The following is a 21,712-nucleotide window of genomic DNA, read 5'->3' as shown; positions in this document are numbered from 1 at the left end:
CGGGAGAGTCCGCCGCACCCGATGGCGGGGTCGCAGCCGAGGAGGTCGCGCGTGCCGGTCCTGCCCTTCCGGGGTCGCGGCGTCCCGGTCGACCAGGGTGTCGGCGACGAGACGCGGGCAGCGGTCGCCGGTGCTGCCTCGGCCGCCGCGGCGGAGGTCGAGCCGCCGCCCGCCGTCGTCCCGGACCCGTCCGCCGCGGCCTTCTTCGACGTCGACAACACGATGATGATGGGCGCGTCGCTGTTCTGGTTCGCCCGGGGCCTGGCCGCGCGCAAGTACTTCACCGGCCGCGACCTGGCCCGGTTCGCCTGGCAGCAGGCGAAGTTCCGGCTGGCGGGCAACGAGAACGCCGACGACATGCACACGATCCGCGAGAACGCTCTGGCGTTCGTGGCGGGTCGTTCGGTCGTCGAGATCGTCGAGGCCGGCGAGGAGATCTACGACGAGCTGATGGCCGACCGCATCTGGGCGGGCACCCGCGTGCTGGCTCAGCAGCACCTGGACGCCGGCCAGCGGGTCTGGCTGGTCACCGCCACCCCGGTCGAGCTGGCCCGCATCATCGCCCAGCGCCTGGGCCTGACCGGGGCGCTCGGCACGGTCTCCGAGATCCGCGACGGCCGCTACACCGGCCGGCTGGTCGGGGAGCTGATGCACGGCGAGGCGAAGGCCGAGGCCGTCCGGGCGCTCGCCGAGCGGGAGGGGCTGGACCTGTCCCGCTGCACCGCCTACAGCGACTCGTCCAACGACCTGCCGATGCTCACGCTGACCGGGGAGGCCGTCGCGGTGAACCCGGACACGGAGCTGCGCGCGGTGGCGCGTTCCCGCGGGTGGCAGGTGCGCGACTTCCGGACCGGCCGCAAGGCCGCGATCATCGGCATCCCGACGCTAGCCGCGGCGGCGCTGTCCGGTGGGATCGTCGGCGGGGCGCTGGCGATCCGGCGCCGCCGCCAGCCGCCGCCCCCGCCACCCCCGCCGCCGCCCAGGCGCGGCCTGTCCCGCTTCTTCTGACCCGCACCTCCCGGTGCGGGACCGCCCTCCCGCACCGGGAGGCGGGGAGGGCGTCAGCCGAAGACGGAGGGGCGCTTGAGCAGCAGCTGGTAGAGCGACTGCTGGATCGTCTCGCGCACCTGGTCGGTGAGGTTGAAGACCAGCATCGGGTCCTCGGCGGCGGCGGGGCCGTAGGACGCGGTCTCGATCGGCTCGCCGAACGCGATCAGCCACTTCGACGGCAGCGGCACCAGCCCGAGGGGGCCGAGCAGCGGGAAGGTCGGCGTGATCGGCAGGTACGGCAGCCCGAACAGCCGCGCCGCGGTCCGGGCGTTGCCGATCATCGGGTAGATCTCCTCCGCCCCGACGATCGCGCACGGGACGATCGGCACCCCCGTCCGCAGAGCCGCCGTGACGAAACCGCCCCGGCCGAACCGCTGCAGGGTGTAGCGGTCACGGAACGGTTTCCCGATGCCCTTGAAGCCCTCCGGGAAGACCCCGACGAGCTCGCCGTCGGTCAGCAGCCGTTCGGCGTCCTCGCTGCAGGCCAGCGTCGCGCCGAACTTGCGCGCCATGGAGCCGATGAACGGCAGCTCGAAGACGAGGTCGGCGCCGAGCAGCCGGAACCGCCGCCGGGCCGGGTGGTCGTCGTGCAGCGCGACCGTCGTCATCAGCGCGTCGATCGGCACCGTCCCGGAGTGGTTGGCGACCACCAGGGCGCCGCCGGTGGCCGGGACGTTCTCCGCCCCGTGGGTCTCCACCCGGAACCAGCGGTTGAACAGCGGCCGCAGCATCGGCAGGAGCACGTGGTCGGTGAGGTCGGCGTCGAAGCCGAACTCGTCGGTGGCGTACTCGCCGGTGGCCCGCCGGCGCAGGAACTCCAGGACCTCGGTCAGCTGCTGGTCCCACCGGTGGGCGGCCGGCGGGGGGACGCGCGGCTCGTCGTCGTCGGGCCGCAGCGGGATGACCCGGGCCTCAGGCATCGCGCACCGCCCGCAGGTCCGGCGCCGGCGGCGTCGGTCGCAGCCGGTCCCCCACCGAGGCGGCCGTGCGGCCCACCCGGCCGACGAGCCGCTCGGCCCGGCCGGTCACCCCGGCGACGGACTCGCGCGACAGCACCGGCCGCACCGTGCGGGCGTAGTCGGCCAGCGCCTGCTCGGTGGAGTAGCGCGGGGTGTAGCCGAACTCGGTGCGCAGCACGCGGGTGTCCACGACGCGACCGAAGTTGAGGAAGCGCATCTGCTCCGGGGAGTAGTCGATGAACCCGAACCGGCGGGTGAGCCGGCCCAGCGAGCCCAGCGTCGGCGCCGGCAGCGGCACCTGCAGCCGGCCGAGCCGCCGGATGACCTGGGAGAGCAGCAGCGTGCCCGCGCCGCCGACGTTCGCCGTGCCGGCGAAGTCCCCGGTGGTGGCCCGGGCGAGGACGGCGAGGGCGTCGTCCTCGTGCAGCAGCTGGACGCGGGCGTCGTAGCCCAGCGCCGTCGGGACGACCGGCATCCGCAGGAAGCCGGTGAGCAGCGAGTCGATGCGCGGGCCGATGAAGTTGGTGAAGCGCAGCACGGCGACGCCGACGTCGGGCCGGCGGCGCGCGAAGGAGCGCACGTAGCCCTCGATGTCGAGGCTGTCCCGGGCGAAGCCGCCGGAGGGCACCCGCCGCGCCTGCATCGCCTCGGTGAAGACGGCGGGGTCGCGGGGCGAGGCCCCGTAGACGGCGCTGGTGGACTTGAGCACCAGCCGCCGCACGGACGGCGCGCGCTGGCAGGCGGCGAGCAGCTGCATCGTGCCGATGACGTTGAGTTCCTTCATCGGGCCACGCCCCCCGGAGCCGGCCGGGGTGGAGCTGATGTTCATGTGCACGACCGTGTCGACGCCGGCCGTGGCGATGACCTTGCCGATCAGCGGGTTGCGGATGTCGGCGCGGACGAACTCGGTGCGACCGAGCCGGCGCAGCATCTCCGCGGACGGGGGGACCGTGTCCACCCCGATGACCCGGCCGATGGCGGGGTCGTGTGCGAGCTCGGCCGCCAGCGCTCCGCCGAGCCACCGGCTGACACCGGTGACGAGGACGACCGCGGGCGGCACGAGCGTCAGCTCACTTCTTGTTGCGGCGCTGCACGCGGGTCTTCTTGAGGAGCTTGCGGTGCTTCTTCTTCGCCATCCGCTTGCGGCGCTTCTTGATGACCGAACCCATGGTCTGCTCCCGGGGTCTGCTGGGCGGCACCGGGGCCGGCAGGCCGGCGGTGCCGCGGAGGGGTGATCAGCTCGTGCGCGGCCGGACGGGACTGACGCCCCCCGGGCCACATCGAGCCGAGAGTACCCGGCACCCCCGCGGCGACGCTGCCGCGGGAGCCGGAGACACCCCGATCGAGAGGGAGGACGGCTGACCGACCGCCGCACCCTCGGCCCGCTGCCGGGGCCCGCGCCGCGCGGAGCGTGGCGTGGGGAGCAGCGGGGTCCTTCCTCAGGCGATGTCGGTGTAGGCGTCGCGCAGGTAGTCCTGCACGGCGCGCTCCGGCACGCGGAAGGACCGGCCGACGCGGACGGCGGAGAGCTCGCCGGCGTGGACGAGGCGGTACACGGTCATCTTGGAGACGCGCATCATGCTCGCGACCTCGGCGACGGTCAGGAAGGTGACCGAGGCGCGGGGGGCGGGGACGGCGGGACGGCCGACGGGCACGGCGGCCGGGTGCTGCGGGCCGACCGGGCGGGCCATGGTGGCCGCCGACACGGGGCGACCGACGGGCCGCGGCGCGGGCACACCCGGGCGGGCGTACGGAGCGGCGGCGTGCTGCTGGGCGGCGTGGCGCTGGGGCATGGTCATGTCAGTCGTCTCCGGACTAGCACGAGTCGGGTGCCGGCTTCCCCACCGGCTACGGGACACGCACGTGCTGATACAGAGAGTAGGGGGACCCGCGTGACTGATGCGACGTATGAAACGGACATGCGGACCGGTCCGTCCTCGGCAGAACTACACCTATGTAGCTCTGTCGACATGTCCCTCGGCGAGTCGCAGGTGACCCTCGCGCGTCACGCGCCCCAGCCGCCCCGCCCGCAGCAGGCCCGGGGCCGGCCGCGGACCGCCGGTCGCCGGCCTCAGGCGTCCGGGCGCCCCAGCTCCAGCGAGCGGTCGCGCGCCGCCTCGGCCGCCGCGGCCAGGGCCGCGCGCACGCCGTGCCGCTCCAGCTCCCGCAGGGCCGCAGCCGTCGTCCCCCCGGGGCTGGTCACCGCCTCGCGCAGCTGCACGGGGTGGTCCCCCGAGTCGCGCAGCATGACCGCCGAGCCCACCGCCGTCTGCACGACCAGGTCGGTCGCCAGCGCCCGGGACAGGCCCAGCTGCACCCCCGCGTCCACCAGCGCCTCGACGACGTAGAAGAGGTAGGCGGGGCCGCTGCCGGACAGCGCGGTCACCGCGTCCTGCTGCGCCTCGGGCACGCGCCGGACCTGCCCGACCGCGGCGAGCAGCTCCTCGGCCTCGTCCAGGTCGGCGTCCGTGGCGTGCGCGCCCCCGGACAGCACGCTCATCCCCTCCCGCACCAGCGCGGGGGTGTTGGGCATGACCCGCACGACCGGGACGCCGGCCGGCAGCGCCGCCTCGACCCGGGCGGTGGAGACCCCGGCGGCGACGGAGACGACCAGGGTGTCGCCGTCCACCGAGCCCGCGACCAGCCGCAGCAGCCCGTCGACGTCCTGCGGCTTGACCGCGAGCAGCAGCACCCGCGCGCGGGCGGCCGCCTCGGTCAGCTCCAGCACCTGCACGCCGTGGCGGGCCGTCAGCTCCGCGGCGCGCTCGGCGCTGCGCTCGACGACGACGACCTGGCCGGCCCCGCGCGTGCGCACCAGGCCCGCCAGCAGCGCCTCGCCCATCTTCCCGCCGCCGACGAGGGCCACCCCCGACCGGCTCATCGCCGTGCCCCCGACCGCCGTGCCCCCGACCGCACCGCCACGCGGACCGTGGCACCCCCGGCCAGCAGCCGCCGCTGCTCCTGCACCCGCACTCCCTGCGCCATCACGTACTCCCAGCTCTCCGGATCCCGCTCGTTCCAGGCCGCGCGCTCGCCGGCGATCGCCAGCAGCCGCGGGTCGGTCGTCGCGACACCGGGGTGCCCGGTCGCGGACATCAGCACGTTGAGGCAGCGCACGAACGCCAGGTCCGCGCCCGGCGCGCCGCGGCGGCCCGCGCGACCGGTCAGCCGCACCCGGCCGCCGCCCAGCGCCCGGCAGGCGTCCTCGGCGCCCGGGACCGCGGCGGGCACCACCACCCCGGCCACCGGCACCCGGACGGCGAGCTCGCGCACGCGCTCCAGCGGGCCGGCCAGGTCGACGCCCAGAGCGGCGTCCGCGGCGCGGGCGGCGAGGTCGCCGACGGCGGCGTCGGGCAGCGCGGCGACGGGCAGCGCGAGCCGGCAGCGCCCGGCGAGGCCGGCGCCGGCCACCGCGTCGAGCAGGCCGGACAGCTCCGCGACGGGGTCGGCTCCCGGCGCGTGGTCCAGCGCCACCGGGTGCCCGGACCCGACCAGCTCGCGGGCCACCGCCACCACGCCGCGCGGGCGCACGAGTGGCCCGGACGCGGGGTCCCGCCACGGCACGCGCACGGCCCGAACCGTAGTGGGACGCCGCGGGCGGCCCGGGTGTGCCGCCCGGGAGGGCCGGGTAGCCGCCGCCCCATGGCTGACGAGCTGAGCGGGATGCGGGTCGCCGTGCTGGCGACGGACGGCGTGGAGCAGGTCGAGCTGGAACGGCCCTGGCAGGCCCTCGAGGAGGCCGGCGCCGAGCCCGAACTGGTCTCCCTGGAGGCCGGGGAGACCACCGCCTTCCAGCACATCGACAAGGGCGACACGCGCAAGGTGGACACGACGGTGGGCGACGCCGACCCCGACGACTACGCGGCGCTGGTGCTCCCCGGCGGGGTCGTCAACGGCGACTTCGTCCGCGCCGACGCCGACGCCGTCGCGTTCGTGCGGGCCTTCTTCGACGCGGGCAAGCCCGTGGCCGCGATCTGCCACGCCCCGTGGGTGCTCGCCGAGGCCGACGTCGTCCGCGGGCGCCGGATGACGTCGTGGCCGTCGCTGCAGACCGACCTGCGCAACGCGGGAGCCACGTGGGTCGACGAGGAGGTCGTCGTCGACGGAGGCCTGGTCACCAGCCGCAAGCCCGACGACCTCGACGCCTTCGGCGCCGCGATCTTGGAGGTCTTCGCCCGGGCCGGGACCGACGCGGACGACACCGCGGACTGACGCCCGAGGGGCCCCGCCGCGCGGGCGGCGGGGCCCTCAGGCGCCGCCGAGCAGGGCCGCGGCGGGGGCGACGGTCAGCAGGGTCCCCGCGAACACCAGGACCACGACCAGCCGCAGGCCGAGCGCCTCGCCCCCGAAGCGGTGCCGCCACGCCCCGACCGCGCCGACGAGCGCGGTCACGGCCAGCGGCGCGACCACCACGGTGATCCGGGGCAGCTGCTCCCACAGCACCGTGAACAGCAGGTAGATGCCGACCCCCGCGGCGAGGGCGACGACGAGCTCGCCGGCGAAACGCAGCCAGGCGAGCGCGCCGCCGGCCGGCTCGTCCTCAACCAGCGGCGGGTCGTCGTCGCGCACGATCGGGATGGGGCCGGTCGAGGGCCCCGCGTCGGCGGACCCGGGGACGCCGGGCCGGCGGGAGGGCCGCAGGCCCGGGATCGCCGCGGTCGAGGGACCGTCGGGCGCGCGCGGCGGCTCCGCCGGCGGTTGACCGCGGCGGGCCAGCGGGTCGGCCGGGGTGCGGACCCGCGCCTTGACCGGGTCGGCCGGGGCGGCCGGCGGGGTCGACCCCGTGTCCCCGGCCCGGCGCCCGAAGGCGGCGGGGTCCGCGACCCGGCCGGTGTCGCCGGTGCCGTCGCCGTCCCCGCGGCGGGAGCCGCGCTGCCGGGCCGGGACCGGCTGCTCACCGGTGTCCCCGCGCCGGCGCCGGCCGGTGCGGGCGGACTCGACACCGGCCTCGCGGAGGATGTCGGCCAGCGAGCGGCCCCCGGTCTCGGGGTCGCGGCGCGGGTCGGACATCACAGGCCTCCCAGGGAGTCCAGCCGGCGGAGGATGACGCCCTCCCGCAGGGCCCACGGACAGATGCGGACGAACGGTACGTCGAGGGCGCCCATCGCGGCCCGCGCCACCACGGCACCGGCCGGGACCTGGTGCGCGCGGTCGGGCGACACGCCCTGCAGCTCGGCCAGCGCGGAGCTCTCGATCCGGGACACGAAGCCGATCAGCTGCTCCAGCCCGTCGGTGGTCAGCTCGCGCGGCACGCGCAGACCGGCCGAGTAGGGCGCCGCACCGGTCAGCCGGGCGAGGGTGCGGAAGGTCTTGCTGGTCGCGGCGACCAGGTCCGGGGGGCCGACGGCGCGCAGCTTCTCCGTCGCCGGGGCCAGCAGGTCGCCGGCGTGCTCGCGCAGCTCCTCCAGCGCGGCGAGGTCCGGCCGGCCGCCGGTGGCCGCCGCGGGCAGGTACCGGCGGGTCATCCGCCCGGCCCCCAGCGGCAGCGACAGCGCGACCTCGGGGTCCTCGTCCATGCCGGCCGCCAGCTCCAGCGAGCCGCCGCCGATGTCGAGGACCAGCAGGCGCCCGGCGCTCCAGCCGAACCAGCGCCGGACGGCGAGGAACGTCAGCCGCGCCTCGTCCTCGCCGCTGGTCACCTGCAGGTCGACCCCGGTCTCGGCCCGGACCCGCTCCAGCACCTCCATGCCGTTGCGCGCCTCGCGGATGGCCGAGGTGACCAGGCCCAGCAGCTCCTCGCAGCCCAGCGCCTCGGCCTGCTCGCAGGCCTTGCGCACGGCCCGGACCAGGGCCTTCTCCCCCGCGCGGGACAGCACGTCGTCCTCGCCGACGTGCTCGGCCAGGCGCAGCAGCCAGCGGTCGTCGTGCGTGGGCGTGGGGTGGCCGCCGCGGTGCGCGTCCACGACCAGCAGGTGGACGGTGTTCGAGCCGACGTCCAGCACCCCGAGCCGCATGCCGGTCAGTCTGCCGGGCGCCGCTGCCGGCGGCCGCGCGGGCACCGGCGAGGCGGCCGGGACGCCGCTCCCTACCCTGGGGCGGTGCCCGACGACGTCCCGCCCGAGGTGGAGCCCGACTTCGCCCGGGAGTGGCTGGAGTTCCCGGACCCGGCCGACCCCGGCCGGGTGGTGCGCGCCGACCTGACCTGGCTGGGCTCCGCATGGACGTGCGTGTTCGGCCGCGGCTGCGCGGGCGTGGTCGAGGGCCGCGCCGACGACGGCTGCTGCAGCCACGGCGCGTTCTTCAGCGAGGAGGACGACCTGCTGCGGGTCACCGCGGCCGTCGCCGAGCTCACCGACGAGGACTGGCAGCTGGCCCCGGTGGGCCGCGGCGCGTGGACCGAGCTGGACCGGGCCGAGGACGAGACCGAGGAGGACGGCGCCCGGTCGCTGCGCACCCGCCTGGTCGACGGCGCGTGCGTCTTCCTCAACCGCCCGGGCTTCCCCGGGGGCGCCGGCTGCGCGCTGCACCGGATGGCGCTGCGGGAGGACCTGCACCCGCTGACCACCAAGCCCGACGTCTGCTGGCAGCTGCCGGTGCGCCGCGAGCAGGACGTGGTCGAGCGCCCGGACGGCTCCCGGGTGGTGGTGACGACGCTCGGCGAGTTCGACCGGCGCGGGTGGGGCCCCGGCGGCGCCGACCTGCACTGGTGGTGCACCGGCTCCCCGGCCGCCCACGTCTCCCCCGAGCCGATGGTGCTCACCTACGCGGCGGAGCTCACCGCGCTGATCGGTCCCGCCGCCTACGACGAGCTGCGCCGGCTGACCGAGGCCCGTCTGGACCTCGGCATGGTCGCCCCGCACCCGGCCAGCCCGGCGCCGCGGCGCGGGCCCCGACCGGTCACGCTGCAGGTCCGCCGTCCGGGTGCGGACGACGCTCCCGGGGTGCGGGGTTCCTGACCGCCCGCTGGACGCCACTACCCTCTCCGCAGACCGACCGACGAGCGAACGGCGAGGCCAGTGACCGAGGACCACGCGAGCGCGGGTCCTCCCCCGGCCTCCGCACCGGCCGGGACCCCGCCGCCGGACAACGCGCTGAAGGCGCTGCTGCACATCCCCGTCTTCCGCCGGCTGTGGCTGGCGATCACCGTCTCCAGCTTCGGTGACTGGCTGGGCCTGCTGGCCACCACCGCCATGGCCCAGCAGCTCACCCGCCAGGAGTCCCTGGCCGTGCAGGGCGTGGCGATCTCCGGCGTGATCCTCACCCGGCTGCTCCCCGACCTGCTCCTGGCGCCGCTGGCCGGGGCCCTCGCCGACCGGTTCGACCGCCGGGTCACCGCGGTCGTGGGCGACCTGATGGCGCTGGCGCTGTACATGTCCATCGCGTTCGCCTACGAGCTGACCTGGCTCTACATCGCCCAGTTCCTCGTCGAGGCCGTCGGGTTGTTCACCAACCCCGCCAAGCAGGCGATGCAGGTGGCGATCGTCCCGCGCGAGCGGCTGGCGGTGGCCAACCAGCTCATGCAGTTCTCGATCTACGGCGCCGTCCCGATCGCGGCCCTGGTCTTCGCCCTGCTGTCCACGCTGACCCGCGCCGTCCACCACGGCCCGGGCGCCGAGCAGACGGCGATCGTCATCGCGCTGGTCTTCGACGCCCTCACCTACGGCGTCACCGCGACGACCATCCTGGTGTCGCGCGCCCTGATACCCGGGCGGCCCGCCGAGCGCAGCACCAGCACCAACGTCTTCTCGCTGGTGGCGGAGGGGATCTCGTTCCTCCGCGGGCAGCCGCACATGCGGGCGCTGTACATCGGCACGGTCGGGGCGTTCGCCGCCGGCGGGCTCATCATCGGCGTCGCCCAGCTCTACATCGCCACGCTGCGGGCGGGCCCGGCCGGCTACGGGATCATCTTCGGCACGGTCTTCACCGGCCTGGCGCTCGGCATGCTCGTCGGGCCGCGCGTGCTGCCGACCGTCCCCCGGCGCACCCTGTTCGCCCGCGCGATCGGCATGGCCGGGGTGGCGCTGCTGGCGATGTCACTGCTGCAGAACTTCGTCCTGGCCACGGGGGCCGCCTTCTTCGTGGGGCTGTTCGCCGGGATGTCCTGGATCATCGGCTACACGCTCATCGGCCTCGAGGTCGAGGACCGGCTGCGCGGCCGGGTGTTCTCCTTCGTCGTCTCCTCGGTCCGGATCGTGCTGCTGCTGGCCGTCGCGGTCGGCCCGGGCCTGGCCGGCACCCTCGGCTCGCACGACATCGCCGTCGGCGACCTGGTGTTCAGCGTCAGCGGCCCCGGCCTCACCCTGCTCGTGGGCAGCGCGATCGCCCTGCTGGTCAGCCTCTACGCCACCCGCCAGGTCGCCCCGCGGCACCGCGGCCGCTCGCGGGACCTGCTGCGCCTGCTGTGGGGGAACTCCGACATCCTCACCGCCGTCCCGCGCTCGGCCGGCCTGTTCCTGGTGGTGGAGGGCGCCGACCGCGAGCTGACCCGCCGCTACACGGAGGCGCTGGCCGAGGTGGTGCGCGAGCGCGGGTGCCCCGTCGTGGTCACCTCCGAGCCCAGCGACACCGACCTCGGCCGGCGGGTCGGGCGCCTGCTGTACCCGCCGCGGCTCGCGGTCTCGCACGAGCCGGGCTGGCCGGCCCCCGCGCCGCGGCCGGCGACGGAGGGCGACGGCCCGCGGGTGGAGGCCTACACCGCGGCGCTGCTGGCGGCCGCCGACCGCGCCGAGCACGTCGCCACGGTCATCCGGCCCTCGCTCGCCGCCGAGCAGGTGGTCATCAGCGCCCACTACGTGGACGCGTCCATGGCCTTCCACGGCGCCGGCCAGGGGCTGGACGCCGACCGCATCCTGCGGACGTCGCAGTGGGCGACCCGCGGCCTGCTGCCCGACCTCACCGTCGTCGTGGACGCGCCCGTCACCGAGGCGCCGGTCGACGCCGACCCCGACGCCGTCCGCCGCGCGTTCCTGCAGCGGGCCGAGGCCGCGCCGGACCGCTACGTCGTCGTCCCCGGGGAGGGGCTGGAGGCGCGGGCGCGGGCCACGGGCACCGGGCTGGTGTCGCCGGTCGTGCAGGAGCGGGTCGCGACGCTGCTGGCCCTGCGCTTCCCGGGCGCGGGGACGGTGCCGCGCGAGGAGACGCCGGGGGTCGCCGCCCCGCCGGCCGGCGCGGCCCGCGACCGCCGGGCCTCCGACCGGTCCTGACCGGCCGGTCCTGACCGGCCGCGCCGCTCAGGCCGCCGCGTCGTCCCCGGCGGGGTCCACGGTGCGGGCGCCCGCGGCAGGGCGCACGGTCCGGAACGTCTGCCGGTAGGCCCGCGGGGACACGCCGCGGCGGCGGGCGAACTGCTCCCGGAACCCGGCGGCGGTGCCGAAGCCGACCAGCCGCGCGATCTCCTCGATCGACGCGTCGCTCTCCTCCAGCAGGGTCTCGGCGGCCGCCAGCCGCTGCGCGAGCAGCCAGGCGTGCGGCGTGGTTCCGGTGGTCGCCTTGAACCGCCGGGCGAAGCTGCGCGGGCTCATCAGCGCCCGCCGCGCCAGCGCCTCGACGCTGATCTCCTCGGCGAGGTGGCCGGCCGCCCACTCCAGGACGACGCCCAGCCGGTCGTCCTCGCAGGCGGCGACGGGAGCGTCGATGAACTGGGCCTGCCCGCCGTCGCGGTGCGGCGGGACGACCATCTCGCGGGCCAGCGCGTTGGCCGCCGCCGCTCCCCACTCGCGGCGCACCAGGTGCAGCATCGCGTCGACGCCCGCCGCCGTCCCGGCGCCGGTGATGACCTGGCCGCAGTCGACGTAGAGGACGGCGGGGTCGACGTCCACGGCCGGGTAGCGGGCGGCCAGCTCGCCGGCGTACTTCCAGTGGGTCGTGGCCCGGCAGCCGTCGAGCAGCCCCGCGGCGGCGACGGCGAAGGCCCCGGTGCAGTGGCTGACGATCGTGGCGCCGCGGGCGTGGGCGGCGCGCAGCTCGTCCAGCAGGGCGTCCGGCGGCGCGCGGTGCGTGCCCTCCCAGGCGGTCATCAGCAGGACGTCGGACTGCGCGAGCCGCTCGAAGCCGTGCTCGACGGTGATCGGCAGCCCCGTGTCCGTGCGGACGACGCCCGGCCGGTCGCTGACCAGGGCGAAGTCGAACCGCGGCAGGCCCATCCCGGTGCGGTCGTAGCCGAAGACCTCGGCCGCGACGCCCAGCCCGAAGGCCCCGACGAGGCCGTCGGCGACGATGGCGCTCACCACGACGGGCCGCTGCGTGTCGGTCATGCGGACACTATGGCAGGAATGACGCGATACGTGTCACCTCGGCCACTCGTCGGGGCGGCGAGGCCGCGCCAGGCTCGTCCCATGTTCCTCATCACCTGCCCCGTCACCCGCACCGACGAGCTCGTGGCCGACCGGCGCATCCGGTCGGTGACGAACCACCCGACGCACGTCGCGATGGGCGTGGAGTGCCCCGCCTGCGGCGGCGTCCACGTGTACCGGACCGGCCGGCGCTGGGAGGCCGCGCGCCGCGCCGCCGACGCCGCACCCGGCCCCTCCGCTCGCGCTGCGCGGGAGCTCGCCCGGGCCTAGGCTCGAACACATGAGCGAAGGAAGCAGCACGGAGAAGGACCCGCGGGACTGGGTGACCGGCGACGAGCCCGCCACGGGGGCGCAGAAGAGCTACCTGCACACCCTCGCCCGGGAGGCCGGCGAGGAGGTCCCCGAGGAGATCAGCAAGGCCGACGCGTCGATGAGGATCGACGAGCTCCAGGAGGAGACCGGCCGGGGCAACTGACCGGGGCGCCCTCGCGGGCGCCACCAGCCGCCGGCCCCTCTGCAGGGGCCCGCCGCGAGCTCGCGAGCGGTGGGGGCAGAGGGGTCCTTCGTCAGGCCTCGAACTTGTAGCCGAGGCCGCGGACGGTCACCAGGTGCTCGGGGTTGGCCGGGTCCGGCTCGATCTTCGCCCGCAGCCGCTTGACGTGGACGTCAAGGGTCTTGGTGTCGCCGACGTAGTCCGAGCCCCAGATCCGGTCGATGAGCTGGGCCCGGGTGAGGACCCGGCCGGCGTTGCGCAGCAGCAGCTCCAGCAGGTCGAACTCCTTGAGCGGCAGCGACACCGGCTGCCCGTCCACGGCCACGACGTGCCGGTCGACGTCCATCCGCACCGGGCCGGCCTCCAGCGCGCCCTCGGCGGTCGCCTCGGGCTCGCCGCGGCGACGCAGCACCGCGCGGATCCGGGCGACCAGCTCGCGCGCCGAGTAGGGCTTGGTCACGTAGTCGTCCGCGCCGAGCTCCAGCCCGACGACCTTGTCGATCTCGCCGTCCTTCGCGGTCAGCATGATGATCGGCACGTTGCTGCGGCTGCGCAGCGTGCGGCACACCTCGGTGCCGGGCAGGCCGGGGAGCATCAGGTCGAGCAGGACGATGTCGGCACCCTGCCGGTCGAACTCGTCGAGCGCCTGCGGGCCGCTGGCCGCCACGACCGCGTCGAAGCCCTCCCGCCGCAGCATGTAGGACAACGCGTCGGAGAAGGACTCCTCGTCCTCCACCACGAGCACCCGGGTCATGACCGTCCTTCCGTGGGTCCGCCGGCGCGCGAGGCGGCCGACGTGGGTGAGCCGGGGCCGAGGGCCCCGGAGAGCTGCGCGCCGGGCGGCGCGGGGTCGGGGGTGGTGTCGGGGGTGCCGTTCCCGGGAGGCGGGGTGGCCGGGACCGCACCCAGGGGGATGCGCAGGGTGAACGTCGACCCCAGGCCCTCCTCGCTCCACACGCTGACCGACCCCCCGTGGTTGCTGGCCACGTGCTTGACGATGGCCAGCCCCAGGCCGGTGCCGCCGGTGCTGGTCGCGCGGGACTGGTCGACGCGGTAGAAGCGCTCGAACACCCGCGAGCGGTCCTCGCGCGGGATGCCGATGCCGCTGTCGGTGACGGCGATCTCGGCGAAGCCGGAGCGGGCCCGGGCCGCCACCGCGATCCGGGTGCGTTCCGGGCTGTAGGCGACGGCGTTGGCCAGCAGGTTGGTGACCGCCGTCGCCAGCTGCGCCTCGACGCCGCGGACGACGAGCCCGCGCTCACCGCCGACGACGATGTCGATCTGCTTGGCGGCGGCCGCCAGCCCCGTGCGGTCGGTCGCCTCGTTCAGCACCGTGTCGACGTCCACCGGCACCAGCTCCGGCAGCGGCTCGCCGCCCTGCAGCCGGGACAGGTCGATGAGCTCCCGCACCAGCCGGGCCAGGCGGTCGGCCTCGTGCGACATGCGGGCGGCGAAGCGCTGCACCGTCTCGGGGTCGTCGGCCGCGTCCTGCACCGCCTCGGCCAGCAGGGCCAGCGCCCCGACCGGCGTCTTCAGCTCGTGCCCGACGTTGGCGACGAAGTCGCGCCGGACCTCCTCGACGCGGCGGGCCTCGGTGACGTCCTGCAGCACCAGGGCCACCGGCCCCGGCGCCGGGGCCGGCCCGCTCTCCAGCCGCACCCCGTGCACGCCGACCAGCCGCGGGCCGGAGCCGACGAGGTCCCCGGGCAGCGAGACGTCGATCCGGCGGCTGCCGGCGTCGCGCACCTCCCGGACGATGCGCAGCAGCTCGGGCACCAGCAGGCGGGTGCCACGGACGATGCCCAGCGCCCGCGCCGCAGGGTTGGCCAGGACGACGGCCTCGTCGACGTCGACGACGACGACCGCCGGGTCCATGAGGTCGACCAGGCGACGGGCGAGCAACTGCTCCGGTGTCGGGTCGTGCTCGACGCGCACGGGCTCCTCCGCCAGGCGTCGGCGCGTGCCGAGGACGGCCCCGACGAGAGCGACGCCCAGGACGAGGCCGGTCACGAAGGCAAGCGTGGGGCTCACGCGGCCGATGCTAGGCCGGGGGAGTCCCCCGTCATCCCCCGTGCGGGTGGTGGCCCCACGCACCGGCGGGACTGTTCACGTCCCCGTGCCCCCGCGTTCACCTCGGCGGTCGGGGCCGGTCAGCGTGCCCGGCCTACCCTCGGGGCCGCAGCGCGGGCACGGAGCAACCGGGACCCGCCGAGACCGCCCCGGCCCGGCGACGGGCCGACGAGGAGGAACCACCGTGCGCGAGCACTACCGCGAGGAACTCGACGACGTCAACGCCTGCCTGGTGGAGATGGCCAACTCAGTGGGCTCGGCCATGAGCACCGCCACCACCGCCCTCCTGGACGCCGACGTCGCCCTCGCCGACCGGGTCATCGCCGGGGACGAGCACATCGACGGGGTGCGCGAGAGCATCGAGCAGCGCTGCTTCACCCTGCTCGCCCAGCAGCAGCCGGTCGCCACCGACCTGCGCACGGTCACCGCCGCGATGCGGATCGTCGCCGACCTCGAGCGCATGGGCGACCTCGCGGTGCACGTCGCCAAGGTCGCCCGGATGCGCTTCCCCGACCAGGCGGTGCCGCAGGAGGTGCGCCCGCTGTTCCTCGAGGCCGGCCACATCGCCGAGAGCCTGGTCAGCAAGACCGCGACCGTCATCGCCAAGCTCGACGTCGACGCCGCCGCGCAGCTGGAGGCCGAGGACGACCTGATGGACCGGCTGCACCGGCAGCTGTTCGCCGAGCTGCTGTCCGACAGCTGGCCGCACGGCATGGAGCAGGCGATCGACATCACCCTGCTCGGCCGCTACTACGAGCGCTTCGCCGACCACGCCGTCAGCGTCGCCCGCCGGGTGGTCTACCTGGTGACCGGCGAGATGGAGATGCGGGCCGCGGCGGAGTGAGCGCTGCTGCGGCGCCGGTGGCGCCGCAGCAGCTCCCGGCCGCTACCTCTTGCCCTGGTTCCTGACGGCCTCGATGGCGGCCGCGGCCGCCTCCGGGTCGAGGTACTCGCCGCCGGGCTTCGTCGGCCGCAGGTCGTCGTCCAGGTCGTAGCGCAGCGGCACCCCGGTGGGGATGTTGAGCCCGACCACCTCGTCCTCGCCCATGCCGTCGAGGTGCTTGACCAGCGCGCGCAGGCTGTTGCCGTGCGCGGCGACGAGGACCGTCAGCCCCGCCCGCAGGTCCGGGACGATCGCGTCGTACCAGTAGGGCAGCATCCGGACGACGACGTCGGCCAGGCACTCGGTGGCCGGGCGGACCTCCGGCGGCAGGGTGGCGTAGCGCGGGTCGCCGTCCTGGCTGTACTCGCTGCCGGCCTCGATCGCCGGCGGCGGGGTGCTGTAGGACCGCCGCCAGACCGTGAACTGCTCCTCGCCGTACTCGGCGAGGGTCGCGGCCTTGTCCTTGCCCTGCAGGGCGCCGTAGTGCCGCTCGTTCAGCCGCCACGAGCGCTTCACCGGGATCCACTGCCGGTCCGCGGCGGCCAGGGCCAGCTCCGCGGTGGTGATGGCGCGCTTGAGCAGCGAGGTGTGCAGCACGTCCGGCAGCAGGCCGGTCTGCGCGAGCAGCTCACCGCCCCGCGCGGCCTCGGCGCGGCCCTTCTCGGACAGGGGCACGTCCACCCAGCCGGTGAAGAGGTTGGCCTTGTTCCACTCGCTCTCGCCGTGGCGGAGCAGCACCAGAGTCCCGGTCACGGCGCCATCCTGCCCGACGCCCTCAGCCGGCGATCAGGGGCCAGACCAGCCACAGCTCGAACAGCGCCGGCGGCGCGAGCCCGGCCAGCAGCCAGGGGCTGCGCACCGGGCGGGACGCCGCCCAGCGGACCACGGCGACGAAGCCGACGCTGCAGCAGACGCCGAGGGCCAGCCACACGACGACGGCCGGGAGGTCGGGATCGAGGAACTGGGTGACGACGAGCTGCACCGCGCACAGCAGCATCGGGTACACCAGCGCGGACGCCGCGACCACGCCCGCGAGCAGCCGCAACCGCCGTCCCTCCGGGGAGCGGTCGGGCACCGGGCCCCCGCCCCGTCCGGGCGACGCCTCCGCCGTCCTCAGGCCGGGCCGGCGGCCGGCCCGCGCGACCGCCGCTCGGGGTCGGCGAAGTCGGCGAAGGCCTCGAGGTTGCGCAGCGACTCCCCGCGCTCGACGCGCCAGGCCCACTCGCGCCGGATGGAGGTGCCGAAGCCGATCTCCAGCATCGTGTTGAAGTGGTCGTCGGCGTAGCTGAGCACCGAGCCCAGCACCCGGTCCAGCTCCTCGGGGGTCACCGCGGCGTGCGGCAGCCGGCCGGTCAGGTAGATGTCGCCGACCGAGTCGATCGAGAACGACACCGCGTACATCCGCGCGTTGTGCTGGAGCAGGTAGGTCCACAGCTGCTCGCGGTTCTCGTCGGGCTGGCGGCAGACGAAGGCCTCCACCCGCAGCGCGTGGTCCCCGACGACCAGGCCGCAGACCGTCTTGAGCTTCTTGGTGCCGGGCAGGTCGACCAGCCACTGCCCGGCGGCGGGGTGCTCGTGCTCCAGCTCGGCGTCGCGGAGGGTCGCGGCGATGACGGCGTCCAGCTCCTCGACCGACCGGCGGCCGCCCGCACTCACCGGGCCACCCGGAGACCGGCGCCGGCGCCGGCGACCGCGCGGCCCGCGGCCCCGGCGAGCTCGGCGGCCGCGGCGGCGTAGGCGTCGACCAGGGTGTCCACCGTCCGGTCCCAGGAGAAGGCGGCGGCGTGCCGGCGGGCACCGGCGGACAGCAGCTCGCGGCGGGCCAGGACCGCCCGCACCGCCGCGGCGTAGTCGCCCGGGTCGCGGCCGGCCACCAGCACGCCGGAGACCCCGTCGCGCACCGCCGTCGTCAGGCCGCCCACGGCGGCGGCGACGACCGGGGTGCCGCACGCCTGCGCCTCCAGCGCGACCAGTCCGAAGGACTCGTTGTGGCTGGGGACGACGACGACGTCGGCGGCCCGGTAGTGCTCGGCCAGCCGGTCCGGCGGCTGCGGCGGGAGCAGGTCCACGAGGTCGGCGATGCCCAGGGCGGCGGCCAGCTCCTGCAGCTGCCGCGGCGCGTCCAGCCCCGAGCCGCTGGGGGCACCGACCACCTGCACGCGCAGCCGGTCGCGCAGCGCCGGGTCGTCGGCGAGCATCCGGGCGGCGGTCTCCAGCAGCGTGTCCGGCGCCTTGAGCGGCTGGATCCGGCCCACGAACAGCAGGACGACGGCGTCGGCGGGCACGCCCACGGCGCGGCGGGCCGCGGCGCGGGCGCCGGGGCGGAAGCGGGCGAGGTCCACGCCCGGGGGCACGACCAGCGTGCGGCGCGGGTCGGCGCCGTAGTGCCGCACGAGCTGGTCGGCCTCGTCGTCGGTGTTGGCGATCAGCCGGTCGGCCTCGGCCACCACCTGCTCCTCGCCGATGACCCGGGCGCGCGGCTCGGGCCGGTCCCCGGCGGCCAGCGCGGCGTTCTTCACCTTGGCCAGGGTGTGGGCGCTGTGGATCAGCGGCACGCTCCACCGGTCGCGGGCCAGCCAGCCCACCTGGCCGGACAGCCAGTAGTGGGAGTGGACGACGTCGTAGTAGCCCGGCTCGTGCTGGGCCTCCTCGCGCAGCACCGCCGCGGTGAAGGCGCACAGCTGCCCGGGCAGCTCGTCCTTGCCCAGGCCCTCGAACGGCCCCGCGGGCACGTGCCGGACCACGACGCCGGGGCTCATCTCGACCACCGGCGGCAGGTCGCTGGACGTCGCGCGGGTGAAGACGTCGACGGCGATGCCGCGCGCCGCCAGGCGGCGGGAGACCTCGACGACGTAGACGTTCATGCCGCCGGCGTCACCGGCCCCCGGCTGGTCCAGCGGGCTGGTGTGCACCGAGAGCGTGGCGACCCGGCGCAGCCGACCGGGGACGTGCAGGCGGGAGACCACGCGCGTGCGACCTCCTGCCCGGCCCCGGCGACCGTCTCCAGCACGGGGCCCGCGGGCACCCCTGTCGGTTCCCCATCTTCCAACAGCGCCAGGATGGGGGCATGTCCGGTCCGTCACACGCCCCGTCGCTGCCCGGGTCCGGCCGCACCGCCGTCGTCACCGGCGCGTCCAGCGGCATCGGCGCGGCCACCGCGCAGCGGCTCGCCGCCGAGGGCTTCGACGTCGTCCTCGGGGCGCGCCGGCTGGACCGGCTGACCGCGCTCGCCGACCGGATCGGCGGCCGGGCGCTGCCGCTGGACGTGACGGACCCGTCCTCGGTCGAGGCGTTCACCGCCGCGCTGGACCGGGTCGACGTCCTGGTCAACAACGCCGGCGGCGCCTTCGACACCCGGCCGGTCGCCGACGCCGACCTGGACTCCTGGCAGCGCACCTTCGACGTCAACGTCCTGGGCACGGTCCGGCTGACCCGGGCGCTGCTGCCGGCGTTGCGGGCCTCGGGCGCCGGTGACGTCCTGTTCGTGGGGTCCACGGCGGGCCTGGTGAGCTACGAGGGCGGCGCGTCCTACACCGCGGCGAAGCACGGGGTGCACACGCTGGCGGAGACGCTGCGGCTGGAGCTGGTCGGCGAGCCGGTGCGGGTGATCGAGATCGCGCCCGGGATGGTGCACACCGAGGAGTTCTCGCTCAACCGCACCGGCTCGGCCGAGGCCGCGGCCGCCGTCTACCGGGGGGTGCGCGAGCCGCTGGTCGCCGAGGACGTCGCCGACTGCATCGCCTGGGCGCTCACCCGCCCGCACCACGTGAACGTCGACCTGCTCGTCGTCCGCCCCCGGGCGCAGGCGGCCCAGCACAAGGTCCACCGGGAGCCCTGACCCTGCCCTCCCCTCGCTTCCCCCTCGCCCGCCCCCTCCCGCGCCTCTACCGCGCCCCCCGTGTCGAGATCGGCGATCTCGGCGGTATGGGGCGCTGATGCCGCCGAGATCGCCGATCTCGTCACCCGAGGGCGGCGCGGATCGCCGCCACCACCCGGTCCGGGTGGCCCAGGACGTCGGCCGAGGTGAACCGGAGGACGGTCCACCCGGCGGCCACCAGCGCGTTCTGCCGGCGCACGTCGGCGACGAAGGCGTCCCGCTCCCGGTGGACGTCGCCGTCGAACTCGACCAGCACCCGCCGGTCGGGCCAGGCGAGGTCGACGCGGCCGAGGAAGGCACCCTCCGGCGTCCGGACGGCGTGCTGCAGGTCCGGCGAGGGCAGCCCGGCGGCGTGCAGCAGCCAGCGGAGCACGGACTCCATGGGTGACTCGGCACGCGGGTCCGCGACCGGCAGCACGGCGCGGGCCCGCGCGACGCCCCGCCCGGTCGGACGCCGCTGCACCTGTGCCGCGAGCTCCGCCGGCGTGCACCACCGCGCGAGGAGCTGGTCGCTGACGGCGAGGAGGGCCGCCAGCGGGAGGATGCCGGCCAGGTCCCGCCAGGTGCGCGCGGGCGTGGTCACCGGCAGCCCGCTGCGGGTGTCGCACTCGGTCGCGTCCAGGAGGGTGCGGTGGACCACGCGGTCCCGCCGGCTCTCCGCGCGCGACCCCGGAGGCACGACGAGGTGGACGCGCCGGTCGTCCCGGTCGACCAGGGGCACCTCCACGCCCCAGAGGGCGGCCGCCGCGAGGTGGCTGACGACGGCGCCCTCCGGTGCCGTCATCAGCACTGCGGCGCAGCGGTGACCGAGGTCGGCGGCCAGGGCCCGCGGGAGGTAGGTGTCCCGGGACAGGCGCTGCACCGCGGGGTGGCGCAGGGCCCGGTCGGGGACGCCGGTCGCGGCGGCGGCCGCCCGGGTGAGGGGACCGGCGACTCGGGAGCGGGGGCGGACGCTGGGCACCGGCGGACGATGACGCAGGAGCGCCGGGGCCCGCTCGCGTCGTCCACAGCCCCCGCCGAGATCGGCGATCTCGGCGGTATCAGCGCCTGATGGTGCCGAGATCGCCGATCTCGGCGGCGGGGCGAGGGTGGGGACGGCGCGGCGGGGCGGGGGTGGGGACGGCGCGGGCTGGCTACGGGGTGACGGCGGTCGGCTCGCGCTCGAGGGTGACGCCGAAGCGGTCCCGCACCGCGGCGACGACGTCCTCGGCGAAGGCGAGCAGCTCCGCCGCGGTCGCGCCGGGCTCGGTGGTGAGCGCCAGACTGTGCCGCGGGGAGGTGCCCACGCGCCCGCGGCGGGTGCCCCGGCCGAAGCCGGCCGACTGCACCAGCCAGGCCGCGCTGAGCTTCACCCCGCCGTCCCCCGCCGGCCAGCTCGGGCAGCCCGCGACGGCGCACTCCGCCGGGACGACGGGGTTGGTGAAGAAGGAGCCGGCGCTGCGGGTGTCGGGGTCGGCCGGGTCCCACACCATGCCCTTGCCGCGGCGCAGGCCGAGCACGGCCTCCCGGACGGCGGCCAGCGGCGCGGTCTCCCCCAGCTCGACGCCGAGGGTGCGGGCGAGCTCGGCGTAGCCCACCGGCCGGGAGACGGCGGACTCCTCCAGGGCGAACCCGACCGTGAGGACGACGTACCGGCCCGGCTCCCGCTTGAACCGGCTGTCGCGGTAGGCGAACCCGCACTCGGCGGCGGTCATCGTGCGCTCGCGGTCGTCGGCGCGGTCCCAGACGCGGACCGCGGTGAGCACCTGCGCGACCTCCTGGCCGTAGGCGCCGACGTTCTGCACCGGCGTCGCACCGGTCGACCCCGGGATGCCGGCGAGCGCCTCGACGCCGGCCAGGCCGTGCGAGACGGTGTACGCGACGAGGTCCTCCCACGGCTCGCCGGCCTGCACCTCGAGCCGGGCGCCGTCGCGGGCGATGCCGCGCGAGCGCACCAGGACCACGTCCCCGGGCCAGCCCGCGTCCGGCGCGACGACGTTCGACCCGCCGCCGAGCACGAGCAGGGACCGGCCGGCCCGGTCGGCGTCGCGGACGGCGGCGACCAGCTCGGCGGCGTCGGCGACCTCCACCAGCCGCGCCGCCGGCCCGCCGACCCCGAGGGTGGTGAGCGTGGCCAGGGGGACGTCGGAGCGGACCTGCACGCGCCCA

The 21,712-nt window shown here is 76.2% G+C and carries 25 protein-coding genes; 8 read left to right on the top strand and 17 right to left on the bottom strand.

Annotation, left to right across the window (positions count from 1 at the left end):
• Positions 1 to 51: 51 nt before the first annotated feature.
• Positions 52 to 1,008 (top strand): HAD family hydrolase, encoded by a 957-nt coding sequence (locus ACI781_RS02920; RefSeq protein WP_456564581.1) that lies wholly within the window; start codon positions 52 to 54, stop codon positions 1,006 to 1,008.
• Between the two features lie 53 nt (positions 1,009 to 1,061).
• Here ACI781_RS02920 and ACI781_RS02915 read toward each other — a convergent pair whose 3' ends face one another.
• The 6 genes from ACI781_RS02915 to ACI781_RS02890 form a co-directional block, all read right to left on the bottom strand.
• The gene (locus ACI781_RS02915) at positions 1,062 to 1,970 is read right to left on the bottom strand and encodes a lysophospholipid acyltransferase family protein (RefSeq protein WP_456564580.1); all 909 of its coding nucleotides are present in this window, start codon (positions 1,968 to 1,970) and stop codon (positions 1,062 to 1,064) included.
• Entirely contained in the window at positions 1,963 to 3,069 is a 1,107-nt protein-coding gene (locus ACI781_RS02910) for an NAD-dependent epimerase/dehydratase family protein (RefSeq protein ID WP_456564579.1), read from the bottom strand. The genes ACI781_RS02915 and ACI781_RS02910 overlap by 8 nt, the downstream gene beginning before the upstream one ends.
• Before the next feature lie 10 nt (positions 3,070 to 3,079).
• Positions 3,080 to 3,178 carry a 30S ribosomal protein bS22 gene (locus ACI781_RS02905; RefSeq protein ID WP_012854759.1) on the bottom strand — a complete coding sequence of 33 codons (99 nt, stop codon included), beginning with the start codon at positions 3,176 to 3,178 and terminating at the stop codon, positions 3,080 to 3,082.
• A gap of 270 nt (positions 3,179 to 3,448) precedes the next feature.
• Positions 3,449 to 3,808 (bottom strand): helix-turn-helix domain-containing protein, encoded by a 360-nt coding sequence (locus ACI781_RS02900; protein ID WP_456564578.1) that lies wholly within the window; start codon positions 3,806 to 3,808, stop codon positions 3,449 to 3,451.
• 272 nt (positions 3,809 to 4,080) lie between these two features.
• Positions 4,081 to 4,890, bottom strand: coding sequence for a pyrroline-5-carboxylate reductase (gene proC / locus ACI781_RS02895; protein ID WP_456564577.1), 810 nt, complete (start codon positions 4,888 to 4,890; stop codon positions 4,081 to 4,083).
• Positions 4,887 to 5,579 (bottom strand): hypothetical protein, encoded by a 693-nt coding sequence (locus tag ACI781_RS02890; protein ID WP_456564576.1) that lies wholly within the window; start codon positions 5,577 to 5,579, stop codon positions 4,887 to 4,889. The genes proC and ACI781_RS02890 overlap by 4 nt, the downstream gene beginning before the upstream one ends.
• Positions 5,580 to 5,651: 72 nt before the next feature.
• Here ACI781_RS02890 and ACI781_RS02885 point away from each other — a divergent pair, with 72 nt between their 5' ends.
• Positions 5,652 to 6,221: a type 1 glutamine amidotransferase domain-containing protein gene (locus tag ACI781_RS02885; protein ID WP_456564575.1), complete on the top strand. Its 570-nt coding sequence runs from the start codon at positions 5,652 to 5,654 to the stop codon at positions 6,219 to 6,221.
• A 36-nt stretch (positions 6,222 to 6,257) separates the two neighbouring features.
• Here ACI781_RS02885 and ACI781_RS02880 read toward each other — a convergent pair whose 3' ends face one another.
• A complete protein-coding gene (locus ACI781_RS02880) occupies positions 6,258 to 7,019 on the bottom strand; it encodes a hypothetical protein (protein ID WP_456564574.1) in 762 nt (253 codons plus the stop codon).
• Positions 7,019 to 7,963 carry a Ppx/GppA phosphatase family protein gene (locus tag ACI781_RS02875; RefSeq protein ID WP_456564573.1) on the bottom strand — a complete coding sequence of 315 codons (945 nt, stop codon included), beginning with the start codon at positions 7,961 to 7,963 and terminating at the stop codon, positions 7,019 to 7,021. The genes ACI781_RS02880 and ACI781_RS02875 overlap by 1 nt, the downstream gene beginning before the upstream one ends.
• A gap of 84 nt (positions 7,964 to 8,047) precedes the next feature.
• Here ACI781_RS02875 and ACI781_RS02870 point away from each other — a divergent pair, with 84 nt between their 5' ends.
• Both ACI781_RS02870 and ACI781_RS02865 read left to right on the top strand, forming a co-directional pair.
• A complete protein-coding gene (locus ACI781_RS02870; protein WP_456564572.1) occupies positions 8,048 to 8,905 on the top strand; it encodes a hypothetical protein in 858 nt (285 codons plus the stop codon).
• A gap of 60 nt (positions 8,906 to 8,965) precedes the next feature.
• Positions 8,966 to 11,152 carry a bifunctional MFS transporter/dTMP kinase gene (locus ACI781_RS02865; RefSeq protein ID WP_456564571.1) on the top strand — a complete coding sequence of 729 codons (2,187 nt, stop codon included), beginning with the start codon at positions 8,966 to 8,968 and terminating at the stop codon, positions 11,150 to 11,152.
• 27 nt (positions 11,153 to 11,179) lie between these two features.
• On the opposite strand, the gene ACI781_RS02860 is transcribed toward ACI781_RS02865, so the two are convergent.
• Positions 11,180 to 12,202: a helix-turn-helix domain-containing protein gene (locus tag ACI781_RS02860; protein ID WP_456564570.1), complete on the bottom strand. Its 1,023-nt coding sequence runs from the start codon at positions 12,200 to 12,202 to the stop codon at positions 11,180 to 11,182.
• 81 nt (positions 12,203 to 12,283) lie between these two features.
• On the opposite strand from ACI781_RS02860, the gene ACI781_RS02855 reads away from it, so the two are divergent.
• Both ACI781_RS02855 and ACI781_RS02850 read left to right on the top strand, forming a co-directional pair.
• A complete protein-coding gene (locus ACI781_RS02855; protein WP_456564569.1) occupies positions 12,284 to 12,511 on the top strand; it encodes a hypothetical protein in 228 nt (75 codons plus the stop codon).
• Positions 12,512 to 12,521: 10 nt separating this feature from the next.
• On the top strand, positions 12,522 to 12,716 hold the full coding sequence (locus tag ACI781_RS02850; RefSeq protein WP_456564568.1) for a DUF3072 domain-containing protein: 195 nt from the start codon (positions 12,522 to 12,524) through the stop codon (positions 12,714 to 12,716).
• A gap of 91 nt (positions 12,717 to 12,807) precedes the next feature.
• On the opposite strand, the gene ACI781_RS02845 is transcribed toward ACI781_RS02850, so the two are convergent.
• Positions 12,808 to 13,488 (bottom strand): winged helix-turn-helix domain-containing protein, encoded by a 681-nt coding sequence (locus ACI781_RS02845; RefSeq protein WP_456564567.1) that lies wholly within the window; start codon positions 13,486 to 13,488, stop codon positions 12,808 to 12,810.
• Positions 13,485 to 14,765: a sensor histidine kinase gene (locus tag ACI781_RS02840; protein WP_456564566.1), complete on the bottom strand. Its 1,281-nt coding sequence runs from the start codon at positions 14,763 to 14,765 to the stop codon at positions 13,485 to 13,487. Before ACI781_RS02840 ends, ACI781_RS02845 begins: the two co-directional genes overlap by 4 nt.
• 223 nt (positions 14,766 to 14,988) lie before the next feature.
• Between ACI781_RS02840 and phoU the strand changes: the two genes are divergently transcribed.
• Positions 14,989 to 15,648: a phosphate signaling complex protein PhoU gene (gene phoU, locus ACI781_RS02835; RefSeq protein ID WP_456564565.1), complete on the top strand. Its 660-nt coding sequence runs from the start codon at positions 14,989 to 14,991 to the stop codon at positions 15,646 to 15,648.
• Positions 15,649 to 15,690: 42 nt separating this feature from the next.
• Here the strand turns inward: phoU and ACI781_RS02830 are convergent, their stop codons facing one another.
• From ACI781_RS02830 to mshA, 4 genes are read right to left on the bottom strand one after another with little or no spacing between them, the layout of a single operon-like run.
• Positions 15,691 to 16,440 (bottom strand): phosphoglyceromutase, encoded by a 750-nt coding sequence (locus ACI781_RS02830; RefSeq protein ID WP_456564564.1) that lies wholly within the window; start codon positions 16,438 to 16,440, stop codon positions 15,691 to 15,693.
• A gap of 22 nt (positions 16,441 to 16,462) precedes the next feature.
• Complete coding sequence (locus ACI781_RS02825) at positions 16,463 to 16,762, bottom strand: hypothetical protein (RefSeq protein ID WP_456564563.1); 300 nt, start codon at positions 16,760 to 16,762, stop codon at positions 16,463 to 16,465.
• Positions 16,763 to 16,800: 38 nt separating this feature from the next.
• A complete protein-coding gene (locus tag ACI781_RS02820) occupies positions 16,801 to 17,343 on the bottom strand; it encodes a YbjN domain-containing protein (protein ID WP_456564562.1) in 543 nt (180 codons plus the stop codon).
• Positions 17,340 to 18,653 (bottom strand): D-inositol-3-phosphate glycosyltransferase, encoded by a 1,314-nt coding sequence (gene mshA, locus ACI781_RS02815; protein WP_456564561.1) that lies wholly within the window; start codon positions 18,651 to 18,653, stop codon positions 17,340 to 17,342. The genes ACI781_RS02820 and mshA overlap by 4 nt, the downstream gene beginning before the upstream one ends.
• 101 nt (positions 18,654 to 18,754) lie before the next feature.
• Here mshA and ACI781_RS02810 point away from each other — a divergent pair, with 101 nt between their 5' ends.
• Entirely contained in the window at positions 18,755 to 19,525 is a 771-nt protein-coding gene (locus ACI781_RS02810) for an SDR family oxidoreductase (protein WP_456564560.1), read from the top strand.
• Positions 19,526 to 19,646: 121 nt separating this feature from the next.
• On the opposite strand, the gene ACI781_RS02805 is transcribed toward ACI781_RS02810, so the two are convergent.
• Together ACI781_RS02805 and ACI781_RS02800 are read right to left on the bottom strand one after the other, a co-directional pair.
• Positions 19,647 to 20,525 (bottom strand): DUF559 domain-containing protein, encoded by an 879-nt coding sequence (locus tag ACI781_RS02805; protein WP_456564559.1) that lies wholly within the window; start codon positions 20,523 to 20,525, stop codon positions 19,647 to 19,649.
• Positions 20,526 to 20,697: 172 nt separating this feature from the next.
• Positions 20,698 to 21,705, bottom strand: coding sequence for a UDP-N-acetylmuramate dehydrogenase (locus tag ACI781_RS02800; RefSeq protein ID WP_456564558.1), 1,008 nt, complete (start codon positions 21,703 to 21,705; stop codon positions 20,698 to 20,700).
• Between the last annotated feature and the right edge of the window lie 7 nt (positions 21,706 to 21,712).

Source organism: Blastococcus sp. SYSU D00695 (assembly GCF_054050555.1).
This window is presented reverse-complemented; position numbering and strand designations above follow the sequence as displayed.